This is a genomic window from Oscillospiraceae bacterium, from assembly GCA_015067255.1.
Lineage (GTDB): Bacteria > Bacillota > Clostridia > Oscillospirales > SIG519 > SIG519.
The window spans coordinates 1-12,278 of sequence record SVMS01000043.1 but is presented as its reverse complement, the minus strand read 5'-3'; the positions used below and the strand labels follow the sequence as shown (position 1 = coordinate 12,278).

General features: G+C 38.0%; 15 protein-coding genes. 8 read left to right on the top strand and 7 right to left on the bottom strand.

Going from position 1 to position 12,278, the window contains the following annotated elements:
• Positions 1–559: gfo/Idh/MocA family oxidoreductase (locus E7480_08230; GenBank protein MBE6904577.1), on the top strand; the 559-nt coding region annotated here is incomplete at its 5' end.
• Positions 560–621: 62 nt separating this feature from the next.
• Here the strand turns inward: E7480_08230 and E7480_08225 are convergent.
• From E7480_08225 to E7480_08200, 6 genes are all read right to left on the bottom strand, one after another.
• Positions 622–1,164: a hypothetical protein gene (locus E7480_08225; protein MBE6904576.1), complete on the bottom strand. Its 543-nt coding sequence runs from the start codon at positions 1,162–1,164 to the stop codon at positions 622–624.
• Positions 1,165–1,179: 15 nt separating this feature from the next.
• Positions 1,180–1,647: a tail fiber protein gene (locus E7480_08220; GenBank protein MBE6904575.1), complete on the bottom strand. Its 468-nt coding sequence runs from the start codon at positions 1,645–1,647 to the stop codon at positions 1,180–1,182.
• Positions 1,648–1,661: 14 nt separating this feature from the next.
• On the bottom strand, positions 1,662–3,404 hold the full coding sequence (locus E7480_08215; GenBank protein ID MBE6904574.1) for a hypothetical protein: 1,743 nt from the start codon (positions 3,402–3,404) through the stop codon (positions 1,662–1,664).
• 19 nt (positions 3,405–3,423) lie between these two features.
• Positions 3,424–4,002 (bottom strand): hypothetical protein, encoded by a 579-nt coding sequence (locus tag E7480_08210; GenBank protein MBE6904573.1) that lies wholly within the window; start codon positions 4,000–4,002, stop codon positions 3,424–3,426.
• Positions 4,003–4,068: 66 nt separating this feature from the next.
• A complete protein-coding gene (locus E7480_08205; GenBank protein MBE6904572.1) occupies positions 4,069–4,932 on the bottom strand; it encodes a hypothetical protein in 864 nt (287 codons plus the stop codon).
• A gap of 15 nt (positions 4,933–4,947) precedes the next feature.
• Positions 4,948–5,514 (bottom strand): hypothetical protein, encoded by a 567-nt coding sequence (locus tag E7480_08200; protein MBE6904571.1) that lies wholly within the window; start codon positions 5,512–5,514, stop codon positions 4,948–4,950.
• Between the two features lie 294 nt (positions 5,515–5,808).
• On the opposite strand from E7480_08200, the gene rsxC reads away from it, so the two are divergent.
• Genes rsxC through E7480_08165 form a run of 7 tightly spaced genes read left to right on the top strand, consistent with a single transcriptional unit; the run spans position 5,809 to position 12,002 of the window.
• Complete coding sequence (gene rsxC, locus E7480_08195; protein MBE6904570.1) at positions 5,809–7,167, top strand: electron transport complex subunit RsxC; 1,359 nt, start codon at positions 5,809–5,811, stop codon at positions 7,165–7,167.
• Entirely contained in the window at positions 7,160–8,140 is a 981-nt protein-coding gene (locus E7480_08190; GenBank protein ID MBE6904569.1) for an RnfABCDGE type electron transport complex subunit D, read from the top strand. The genes rsxC and E7480_08190 overlap by 8 nt, the downstream gene beginning before the upstream one ends.
• Positions 8,133–8,654 carry an FMN-binding protein gene (locus E7480_08185; GenBank protein ID MBE6904568.1) on the top strand — a complete coding sequence of 174 codons (522 nt, stop codon included), beginning with the start codon at positions 8,133–8,135 and terminating at the stop codon, positions 8,652–8,654. Before E7480_08190 ends, E7480_08185 begins: the two co-directional genes overlap by 8 nt.
• Complete coding sequence (locus E7480_08180) at positions 8,647–9,288, top strand: electron transport complex subunit E (GenBank protein MBE6904567.1); 642 nt, start codon at positions 8,647–8,649, stop codon at positions 9,286–9,288. Before E7480_08185 ends, E7480_08180 begins: the two co-directional genes overlap by 8 nt.
• Entirely contained in the window at positions 9,285–9,872 is a 588-nt protein-coding gene (rsxA, locus tag E7480_08175; protein MBE6904566.1) for an electron transport complex subunit RsxA, read from the top strand. Before E7480_08180 ends, rsxA begins: the two co-directional genes overlap by 4 nt.
• A gap of 58 nt (positions 9,873–9,930) precedes the next feature.
• Entirely contained in the window at positions 9,931–10,728 is a 798-nt protein-coding gene (locus E7480_08170) for an RnfABCDGE type electron transport complex subunit B (protein ID MBE6904565.1), read from the top strand.
• 38 nt (positions 10,729–10,766) lie between these two features.
• Entirely contained in the window at positions 10,767–12,002 is a 1,236-nt protein-coding gene (locus tag E7480_08165) for a hypothetical protein (GenBank protein ID MBE6904564.1), read from the top strand.
• A 48-nt stretch (positions 12,003–12,050) separates the two neighbouring features.
• Here E7480_08165 and E7480_08160 read toward each other — a convergent pair.
• A partial coding sequence (locus tag E7480_08160; protein ID MBE6904563.1) for an ABC transporter ATP-binding protein occupies positions 12,051–12,278 on the bottom strand: 228 nt, incomplete at its 5' end.

Genomic DNA, 12,278 nt, shown 5'->3' with positions numbered 1-12,278 from the left:
CAGCTGGATAAAGGATGGCAAAATAGGTAAAATACAGGCTTTATCGGGCGTGATTGCCTTTAAGTGCGACCAATACCCTGAGTCAAGACTAATGAACCCTTCCCTTGCAGGCGGTGCTCTTTATGATATTGGAGTATATGCTATAGAGCTTTCAGCTTTTCTTGTAGGTGAGCGCATTGTTAATGCCAAAGGAAATTTAAGACACGACAGCAATACAGGTGTTGATGTAAATACAAGCTTTATTCTTGAATTTGAAACTGTTGATGCTTGCTTACAATGCCTATTCACCTCTAACGGAAAAGAGTATCTGATAATAAACGGAGATAAAGGATATATTGAAATTCCTATTCCCCATTTGAATAATGAATGCTTCCTGTTTGACAGCAACAGAGCTCTTGTCGAGCATTTCAAACAGGAATTTCCTGAAGGCAACGGCTTTGTTTACGAAATAGAAGAAGCTGTAAGCTGTATTAAGAATGGCAAGCTTGAATCAAATGTTGTTCCTGCAAAAGATACTATTGAATGTGCAGGAATATTCGATAAGCTTTTATCGAAATAACATCTTTGCCTTGACTTACAGTAAATACCGCCTGAAGAAAATTTCTTCGGGCGGTATTTATATTATGAGCTTTTAGACGGTCTTGCATGTTCTGCCGCCATTTTATAATAAAAGCTTAAAAGTGCTTTTCTGTATTCATTTTCAGCTACTTTATCCTTTTGCTTTTTTTCATTTTCAATTTCGCTCAGCTTAGAAATGTAATTATCCTTTGCTTCTTTTAATTGGTTTTGTATGCTTGTTTGCTTTTGTATGCTTTCGGAATTTATATCATTCTCATTGTTTTGCATTTCAAGAGTTACTGTATTTTCAGCCTTTTCGGCAGCGCTGCTTGCTCCCAAGCCTTTTAAAATTCCTCTCAGCGTCGCTGCTCTTTTTTTTGCTGTATACTCTGCCTGAGCTTTTGCCTTTTGCATACTTTGATTTTCTCTTTCGGCTGCAAGCTTGCTTGTAAGAGCAGCCAAATCGCTGTCATACGAAGCTTTGAGATTTTTCTTATCTCTTTTTTCGTTATAGGCATTTTCTTCAAGAGCTTGGCTCAGGTCCAGTTTTTCCTCTGTTTCCTTTGCCTTTACTCTGAGTCTGTCATATTTATTTGTTGAAGCCATAGTTTACTCTCCTTTTTAATATTTAATTACGTATTCCATTTCAGGCATAGGTGATTCGTCGGTTAAATCGGGTAAATTGAAGGTTGTTTCTCCATCGCCGTTTCCGTAAGCTGTGCCTATAGTTTCAAAAAGCTTTGCATATTCAGCTCTGCTTACGGGACTTCCGTCGCATATCAAGGTATTTGAATTTTCGTTATCCCCTGCCTGAAGAAAAACTGCACCTACAGGAAGCATATTCTGCGCAAGAGAGTTTATTTGTCCGTAAATAGTATCTTCATCAAGCTCCTGAGTAGAAGGGCTTGAAATATCAGAGCTGTTCATATTATTTAAAACGTCGACAATTTTTTCATTTATAAATTTTTTAATAAGCTCTGCTGACTTATCAAAGCTTTGTTTAATTTCTTGAGCACTCATTCCGCTTTGAGAGGGTCTGTCCGGCAAATCGGAAATTATGCTGACGTTATCTGTCATTCTTTCAAACATATTTATTTCTCCTTTTATTTTGTTCTTTTAGCTGTATTGACGTTTATTGCCACAGAAGAAAAGCAAGCGGTGGTAAAGGCGCTGTCCGACTCAAGCTTTATTTTAATTTTCTGATATCCTTTGCATTTTATAGGTAAAGAAATAGGATTATATCTTGGCAACGAAAAATCAAAAAGCTCAAAGCTTAAATCGGTAAAATCCATTTGGGAAACCAACAAAGTTTTCTTGCAAATTTTTACCCCTCTGTTGTTTTCAAAGCTTATATCAAATTTTGTACTGCTTTTAGGTACAATTTCCACCCACGCTTTATTTGTGAATTTTTTTCCTGCCTTTTCATCAAAATCGTAAAAGGGCATTTCCCAGCTTGCCTTAATGCTTTTTATCTGTCCGTCACTGCAAATATCATATTTCTGATTTTTTTCAAATCTGCAAAGATTTCCCTTGTTGTCAAAAAAGTGAAGCTTATCTTCTATATTTATATATAAAACAGGAGTAAATCCCGACAAGGTGTACCATACGTCCTCTTTATAATTATAAACATAGGTTTTATCACCTACAGAGATGTAATATTCGTGGTTTTGCTCGTAATCGTAGGTTATGGCATTTTCAAGATTTATATCTGATAGCTCTTCAACCCGTGCGCCTATTTCCCGCACGTTTTTCTCATCTCTTACGTTACTGCTGCAAAGCTCTCTGACACCTCCGAAAAGAAAGACAGGATTGTTATTTACTATTCGTACCTCAGCATCGGCTTTATTTCCCACACTTGAGTTTAAGCTGTAAACGGGAAAGCTTATATTGAGAGCGTCGCTGTCGTCAATTACAGAGTAAAAAATTTCTCTGTCGGTAAAAATTATCTGTCTGTCATACTGACTTACAATATCTGATATTTTTCCGCTTTTTGAACCTATATCGCTGTAATTGTTTTCGGGAAAATAGGTAGGGTCTCCCACCTGCGAATGATATCTGCGGTAGGGATATACATAATCACCCCACAAAAATAAGCACGAGTCATTGGAGCCTCCGAAGGTCATTCCGTGAACACAGTTTCCTATAAGTATTCTTCCGTGTCCCGTATAGCCCTTGAATTTAATTTCAACAATATCGCCCGTTCCGGGTACATTGGATATTTTTACTTTTGCTCCATTGTTTGTAAGGGTATAATCACTTGTTTCTACACCGTTTATTTTCACGTAGGATATTTCCTGCGCTTCAACAGGTAAGGTATAAAGCTCAGACTCTCCGTCCCCTATATAAGACATTATTGCATATCTGCTTATGAGATTTCGTTCTCCTACAAAAACTCCGCCTGTTCCGTCAGGCATTACTCCCGTGCGCAGCATCGGAACATATCCTTCTGTAATTTCAAGCTTTTTGCCGTCATAGCAATAATATTCCGTACCTGTTATGATATATATTTTTTCACTCCAGGCACACATCATTATTTTGGGATTTTCGTAAAAATTATCTAACTCTCCTATTGTTTTTACCTTGTCATTGGAATAGTCATATTCATACAAGGTACCCGAAGCAACAAAGAAAAGTCTTTCGTGCGGCTGAGGATAAACCTTTGCCTTGATAGCTCCTTGTATTGCAAGATTTTCTCCAAAGCTTTTTACAATTTTTATTCCGTCACGAATACACAGATTTTTGTTTTTTATAACAAAATTATTCATCTTTGTACTTTCGCCGACTTTTAAAGAGTTTTCATCATGTGCCTGATTTATTCCTAAAAATTTGTTGATTGTAAAGGTCATTTTTTACCTCCTTTCGCCATTATTTATAGACGTCTGATATTTCTTCAATAGAGGTTTGTTCTTTTTTCAGTCGATTTCTTGCGTTTATGTAGGTCGAAAGATACCATTCCGAGCGTGAAGGATTTTCTTCCAATAAAAAGTTTGCCGCAAGATAAAGAGGCATAAGCTCTAAAGCAATTGTCTCCTCAGCATTTATAACCGATTGCATTGACACAAGCGGAGAAGCAAGCACCGAGCAAACAAAAATTATTTTTCCTTTATAGCTTTCAGGAATATATACTTTGTTTCCCTTTACGGATATATCAAACGGTAAAGAACCATTTTCAGAATGGTATTCCAATATATACTCAACAGGCTTATTCAAGCTATATATTTTTATATTTCCCGAGTTTTCCAACGGCTCTTCAGAGCAGTCTATCTCTATTGCTTGTATCAAAGGTCTGAAGCTGAGAATTTCATTTTGACATATATGGCACAGACTTACAGCCTTCTGAGCACAATAATTTGTATATTCATCGTCTGTTATTTCGTTACCGTCATTGAGCCCCTCGCACAAAGCCATAGCCAATTTAAAAACATCGTTCACAGTTACTGCCATTTATGTTCTCTCCTTTTTGTAAGCATTGCGGGTGCACAAAATAGTGCACCCGACAAAAAACTTTAATTATGCAGCGTTTCCTTCATCTGAAACTGTAAGTGAATCACTTTCAGGGGCAGGAGTCAGGTCAAGACATACAAGCTCTTCGGGACGTACTACAAGACCTCCGTAAACGTGAAGTCCTTTTACTGCGTCAGCAAATAAGCCTTCGGGGCGGTATGCCTCCATTTTCTTCATCTGTCCCACAAAAGCGATAGCCTTTCTGGTACGTGCGTAACAATGATGTACGTTGGAAGTAACTGAAATTCCGTTTGTCATATAGACGTTGAAATTATTAAATTTTCCAACAAAGCCGCTTCCCATTTCCTTTTCGTTGGGATATGTTTTAAGCACCTTGGCAAGCCATAGCTTCTGATAAACTGCGGGAGAAACCTCAAGATAAATATCCTCATTCATAGGAACGTTATTTTCATAAAGCTTCTGTGCCGCTTCGCTTAGGCACTCTACAACGTTCTGACTTGTAAGTGCACTCTGAGTGATAGTTGTTCCGGCATCTCTATAGAGTCCGTATACAAAATTGTCTGCATCCTCAGCAATAGCTGCTGCAGCCTCCATCATACAGGAGCGCATAATATCGGGGTTTGACTGAAGCTCGTCAACATCATCAACAAGGAAATTGACATATTTCAGATTGTCGATGTCGAGAGTTTTGCTTGCATCTCCCAAAGTTTCTGCGGCTGCAATATTTGTGCCGATTTGATAATCTCTCACTGTGGGACGCTTTGTCCAGTTAATTATTATGCTCTGACCGAAATCAGCAGCATCTGTTTCATAATCTCTGTTACAGAGATTTACTCCTACGCAATAGCGGTCTCTTTCCCTTTCTATTGCCTTTGCCCATACGTTTGATTTAAAATTAGTGTAAGCCATTTTTTATTCTCCTTATTATTTATTTTTTTTGGAAATCATAGACATTGATTTCAATGCTTTATCAAGGTTTTTGCGAATTTCGGAAACTGTTAAAGAATTTAACTGCTCCTCTGTATAAATGTCATCTCTTTGGGTGGTGCCAAAGCTTGATACTGACGGAGCTCCGCTGACAGCATTCAGCTTGTTGGTAAGCTCTGTAATCTGCTGTTCAAGCTCGGAAATTTTAGCATTTTTTTCATAGCTTTCATATGCATTTTTAATGGGCGTCCCCTTTACAAAGGCATCGAAAACCTCTTGAGGAAATTTGTCTGCTGTAAGCTCTGCGTGTTCTCTGAAAAACTCTTCAAGCTCTTGAGTACAGTCCTCATACCTGTCAAGCTGTGCTTTAATCTTGTCATAATTAAGACCTTTTTGCGCAAGCTTCTTTACGGTATCCTCGTCGAATTCCAAATCCTCGTGATTAAATCTCAGCAAAAAGGTGTTGTCCTTTTGAGAGTCTTCCTCATTCTGATTTTGTTGTTCGATTTCCTCAACATTCTTTTTTAAAAGCTCTTCTTGTATCTGTAGGTTATCAGATTTCATTTTATTCTTCCTTTCTTTTTTCTGCGGATTTTTTAGAGTTCAATGGCGATGAACACTTACGCTAAGAAGAATAAAAACTAAAAAGTGCAATAATATGCAATGATTTTTTTATTTTTTCAGCCCTGCTTTTTCATTATTTTTTTAAAAATAAATATAATATCTTGTAAAAATCTATAAATTGGTGTATAATATACAGTGATTTTTTATTTTTGTTTTTAAAAAACATCATTTTTTTGCGGTTTTTACCGCCACGCAAAGCCTATAGCTTTACGTGATATCACAGGAGGAATTTATATGTCCCGAACCTTTAAAGGAGGAGTTCATCCCCCTTACAACAAAGAGCTGACAAGCGCCAGTCCTATCGAGACACCACCCGTAGCAGATATTCTGGTGTTCCCTCTTTCTCAGCACATAGGTAAAGTATGTACTCCGTTGGTCAATATAGGTGATAAAGTTAAGGTAGGCCAAAAAATAGCCGACAGCGACGCTTTTGTTGCTGCACCTATTCATTCGTCTGTTTCAGGCGAGGTTATAGCTATCGAGCCAAGAAACTGCACAAACGGCTCAAAGGTTGCTTCAATAGTTATACAAAACGACCATCTTGACACAAAAACCGATGAAATTATTACCGTTGAAAACAAAAGTCATGAAGAGCTTACTCCTCAGGAAATTATAAAAGTTGCAAAGAATGCCGGTATAGTAGGTATGGGCGGTGCCACCTTCCCTACTTACGTAAAGCTTCAAAGCGCTCTTGATAAGGGAATTGATACTCTTATAATTAACGGTGCCGAGTGCGAACCTTACATAACCTGCGACCACAGAGCTATGATTGAATATCCCCGTCCTATTGCGGGAGGCATAAAGCTTATTGCTCAATGTATAAAACCCAAGAATATATTTGTTGCTATTGAAGATAATAAAGAGGACGCAATAGCAACTATGAGAGCTGTTCTTACAGGTACAAATATTCAGGTTGTTGAGCTTAAAAGCAAATTCCCTCAGGGCGGAGAAAAGCAGCTTATAAAAGCTATTACAAGAATTGAAACTCCTCCCGGAAAGCTTCCTGTTGATGTAGGCTGTGCTGTATTTAACGTTGATACCTGTGCCGCACTTTTCCGTGCTGCCAACAATAATTTGCCTGTTATTCAGCGTGTTGTAACAGTTTCGGGAACCTGTATAAATTCCCCTAAAAATTTACTTGTACGCATAGGCACTCCCGTATCTGAGCTTTTTGAGTATTGCGGCGGCTTTAAAGAAGAGCCTAAAAAAATAGTTGTGGGCGGTCCTATGATGGGTCTCGCTCAGCATTCTATGGATATTCCCGTAGTCAAAGGCTTTTCTGCAGTGCTTGCCTTTTCAAAAAATGACGACGATTACGTGAAAAACCCAACCTGTATCCGTTGCGGACGCTGTGTTTCAGCGTGTCCCGTACGGCTTATGCCAAATTATATAAATATGTTTGTTCAAAAAGATGAGTTGGATAAATGCGAACAGTACAATGCTCTTGATTGTATTGAATGCGGAAGCTGTTCCTTTATATGCCCCGCCCGTCTTTATCTTACCCAGAACATTCGTCTTGCAAAATTAAAAATAAACGAAAAAAATCAATTAGAAAAAATTATGAAAGCTAAGGAGGCAGGAAAAATTGAATAAGCTTTTGCTAACCTCCTCTCCGCACATAAAAAGCAGCGACAACACAAGAACTATTATGCTTGACGTTATAATTGCTCTTATGCCGGCGCTTGTGATGTCCATTATTTATTTTGGGCTTCGCTCTTTATTGATGACTGTTGTTTCGGTTGGCTTTTGTGTTCTTTTTGAGTTTTTATACAGATTCTTACTCAAAAAGCCTATGACAATCGGAAACCTCTCTGCTGTTGTTACCGGCATTTTGCTTGCTTTTAACTTGCCTGTAACCGCACCCTATTGGGTAATTGCAATAGGCTCATTTTTTGCTATTGTTATTGTAAAAGAGCTTTTTGGCGGAATAGGTAAAAACATTGTAAACCCCGTACTTGCGGCAAGAGCTTTCTTGTTTGCTTATCCCGACATTATGACAAGATGGTTAAAGCCTTTTGAAAAAGTAGGTCTTTTTATAAGTGATATTGACGTTGTTACCACTGCAACACCTCTTTCTCAAATCAGCCTGCGTGACGGAACAAGTGCTTCTGCAAGTATGCTTCAGATGTTTTTCGGAGAAACAGGTGGCTGTCTGGGTGAAACCTCAGCCATAGTGCTTATCTTAGGCGGTCTTTATCTGCTTGTTAAAAAAGTTATTTCCTGGCATATCCCCTTCACCTTTTTATCCACCGTTGCTGTTTTAACCTTTATTCTTCCCGGTCAGAATATGCCTCTTTATAATATGGGAGTAAATCTTTTGTCGGGCGGTCTTATCCTCGGCGCTATATTTATGGCAACGGACTACACCACCTCTCCTATGACCCGTAAAGGTCAAGTGCTTTACGCTATCGGATGTGGTATTATAACGGTTATTATTCGTTATTACGGCGGCTATCCCGAGGGGGTAAGCTTTGCAATTCTTATTATGAACTGTGTTACTCCTTTGATAGATAAATATGTAAGACCTCGCAGATACGGTACCGGAGGAGGTGCTGTCAGTGCATAAGACTTCAATTTTACATCTTTCCTTTTCGCTGTTTATTATTACTTTTGTAGTTGCAGTTATGCTCTCAGTAGTCAATTATTTTACAGCACCTGTAATCAAAAATTCGGAAAGAAACATTATCAAAAATTCATTGGAAATTATATATGAAGGAGCCGATTTTGAAGAAATAGAAGTCACTCCCCAAAACCAAGCCAACGGAATTGTATCCGTTTATAAAGCAGAAGAGCTCGGCTATTGCTTAAACGTAGTTACAAACGGCTACGGCGGAGAGCTTAAGCTGTTAATAGGGATCAACCGCAATTTGTCTGTTGCGGGTGTAGAGGTAATTTCCAGCAACGAAACTCAGAATATTGGTTCAAAGGCTCTTGAAAAGAGCTATTTAGACAAATTTATTTCCCTTACATCTCCCTATAATGTCAACGCTGTTTCAGGTGCTACAATAACATCTAAAGCTGTTAAAGACTCTATTGAAATTGCCACAGCATCAGTAAAGGAGTTGATTGCAAATGAATAAACAAAAAAGCTCCCTTTTAAACGTCTTTACTGACGGATTGATTTATAAAAACCCTGTTTTTATTCAGCTTTTGGGAATGTGTCCTTCTCTTGCCGTTTCAACTTCTCTTAAGAATGCTTTCGGAATGGGACTTGCCGCTACTTTTGTTTTAATTGCTTCTAATTTTTTCATATCTCTTTTAAGAAAATTCATACCTCAAAAAATCAGAATTGCCGCATATATAGTAATAATTGCAGGCTTTGTTACCTGTGTTGATATGGTTTTAACTGCTTATTTGCCTGCTCTTTCTGAGTCTTTGGGTGTATTTATCCCTCTTATCGTTGTAAACTGTATAATTTTAGGACGTGCCGAAGCCTTTGCTTCTAAAAACAAGCCTCTTCCCTCTGTAATAGACGGTTTGGGAATGGGTCTTGGATTTACTCTTGCTCTTGCCGTTGTTTCTTTTTTCAGAGAGCTTTTGGGAAACGGAACTCTTTTCGATTTTTCCGTTTTAGGTTCAAGCTATCCTCCTATGCTCACTCTTACAATGCCCGTAGGTGGATTTTTAACCTTAGGTTTTGTTATTGCGGCTGTTCAATGGCTTACAGGACGTAAGGCAAAAACAAATAAAAAAAGTAAGGAGAAGATAAAATGATAGCTAAGCTTATTGCTATTTCACTTTCAGCAATCCTTATTGAAAATTTTATATTTGTTAAATTTATGGGCATCTGTCCTTTCTTGGGTGTTTCCAAAAAATTAAACACGGCAGTAGGTATGGGCTTTGCCGTAACCTTTGTTATCTCCATAGCCTCGTTTTTCACGTGGCTTGTCCATCATTTTATTTTAGTCCCTTTAAACCTTGTTTATCTTCAGACAATAGCGTTTATTTTAATTATTGCATCATTAGTTCAGTTTATTGAAATGTTTTTACAAAAGAAAATCCCTGCACTTTACAATGCATTGGGAATTTATCTTCCTCTTATTACAACAAACTGTGCAGTTTTAGGTGCTACAATTCTCAACATTGACAACAGCTATAATCTTTTAGAAGCTGTAGTTTACGGCTTTACAGCAGGATTAGGCTTTACACTTGCAATTGTTATTTTCGCAGGAATACGTGAGCGTTTGGAATATTGCGATATTCCAAAGCCTTTTAAGGAATTTCCTATTGCTCTTATAAGCGCTGCGCTTCTTGCTCTTTCATTTACCGGATTTTCCGGTCTTGAGCTTCCTTTTTAATCAATATTAGACTCACGTTTTAGTACTATTATGAGTCGGAAAGGCAATAGGTCTTATTATGGCTATTTTCTTATCAATATTAAAAGCAATTCTTGTACTTGGTACAATGGGTGCTGTTTTTGGAGCTTTACTTGCTGTTGCCGCTAATTTTTTCTCTGTTAAGCAGGATAAAAGGCTGCCTCTTGTGCAAGAGGCTCTTCCCGGTGTAAACTGCGGCGGCTGTGGCTATACAGGCTGTGCTGCCTATGCAAAGGCAATAGTAAATGACGGTGCAAAAACAAATCTTTGTCCTGTCGGCGGCGTTAAGGTTGCTAAAGCAGTTGCAGAAATTATGGGTGTTGAAGCTGAAAACGTTGAGAAAAAAAGAGCCGTTGTTATGTGTAGCGGCAACAATTCCGTTGCTTCAACAAAATATGAATACTTAGGTGCTGACGATTGTGCTTCCGTTTCAAAGCTCGGCGGCGGAATTATGGAATGTCAGTATGGCTGTGTTGGTTTGGGCTCTTGTGTTAAAAAGTGTCCTGTCAATGCCATTGAATTAAAAGACAATCTTGCAGTTGTTGATTGCAATAAATGTATTGGCTGCGGTATATGTGTTGATGCTTGTCCCAAACACTTAATCAAGCTTGTTCCCTTTGACAGTGCAACGCGGGTTGCTTGTTCTTCTAAAGACAAAGGCGCAGATGTTCGCCAAGTATGCGAGATAGGCTGTATCGGTTGCGGTATTTGTGCAAAGAACTGTCCTTCCGATGCTATTGAGGTTTCTGACAATTTAGCAAAAATCAATCCTGAAAAATGTACCGGTTGCGGTATTTGCGAGGAAAAATGTCCCAAAAAGGTTATTGTTAAAAAGTAAGTTGATTTTAAAAAACAACTAAAGGAGGTTAGCTTTATATGGGTTATAAAAGGCCATATACAAGACGTCAAAGCCGGCGTATCCGCCGTTTCAGAAAAAGAACCGGTTCACTTATGTCTATAATTATTGTACTTATTGCCGCCTGCATTGTAGCTTTAGGCTTTTTCACCGCAAAAGGAGTTGCCTCTCTTTTTTCAAAAAGGCCGTCTTTACCCTCTACAGATACTTCTTCCCTTGTTTCAGATAAAAATTCTCAGAATTCCGATACTGCTGTAGTTGACAAAGAGCTTTTAGGTATATATCTTCCATATAATGCAATAGCAACCTCGGAAGCTCAAAGCTCTGCTTTATCCTTTATTAAAAGCAGTAAAATCAACTGTGTGGTAATTGACCTTAAAGCCGAAGACGGAGTTTTAAGATATCAAAGCTCTATTCAAGCTGTAATTAACAGCGGAATGCAAAATCAAGCTACCGTTGATATGCAGACTCTTTGCAAAAAGTTTAACGAAGCAGGAGTGCACGTCATAGGCAGAGTCGTTTGCTTTAAGGATAATCTTATGCCAAGGACAGACGTAGGCAGAGAAATGTCTGTAAAAGCCTCTGACGGCTCACGCCGTTGGGATATGTATAGCTGGCTAAATGCTTATAATTCTGTTGCCTGCCAATATTTATACGATATAATTAAAGAGGCTTGTTCCTTAGGCTTTGACGAGATATTGCTTGACGAGGTTAAATTCCCCGACTCTCAATTTCTTGCTCCCCTTCTCTATTACGGAGATGCTTCAACACTTCCTTCTAAAAATCAAGCATTGACTGATTTTATAAATGCTTCCTGTGACATTGTCCATAATGCTTCCTTGAAAATTTCTTTAAACGTTCCTGTAAATGCCGCATATGCTGATATAGGAAATGAAATTTCAGGACAAAGCTTTGATTATTCACAGCTGAAAATAGATTATCTTTGCCCTAATTTCAGAACAGATTATCTGAGTCAGCTTTCTGATTATTCTGTAGTTTCTCAAGAAATTGTTATAAACGCTGAGAAAAATATAGCGGATGCTTTAAAAGCCTTTGGTAAAGCAACATCCGATAAAGTTTCACAGCAAAATTCAAAAATTATTTTAAGACCTTGGCTGAGAGATTATAACAGTAATACTGCTTCATATACACACGAACAAATCCAGCAGCAAATTTCAGCTTTAAAAGAAACAGGCTATAAAAATATGGTTTTCTTTAATACCGAGGGTATTTACAATCAAACTGCATATAATTAAACGATAAAAAAAACAGTACTGTTTTTCAAAAACGGTACTGTTTTTTATTTACTGTATTTCTAACCACTGCTCATAAAGCTCATCTAACAAAGCTCTCAGCTGGTCTGTTTTAGTGCATATCTCATTTAATCTGACATAATCAGCAGAAACCTCAGGGTCTTTAAGCTGTTCTTCAAGCTCTGAAAGCTGTTGCTCTGTCTGTTTTATCTGTGTTTCTGTTTTCTTTAATAAATCCCTGTGAGATGCCGCTTCTCTTCTCTGCTGTTTTTTCTGCTT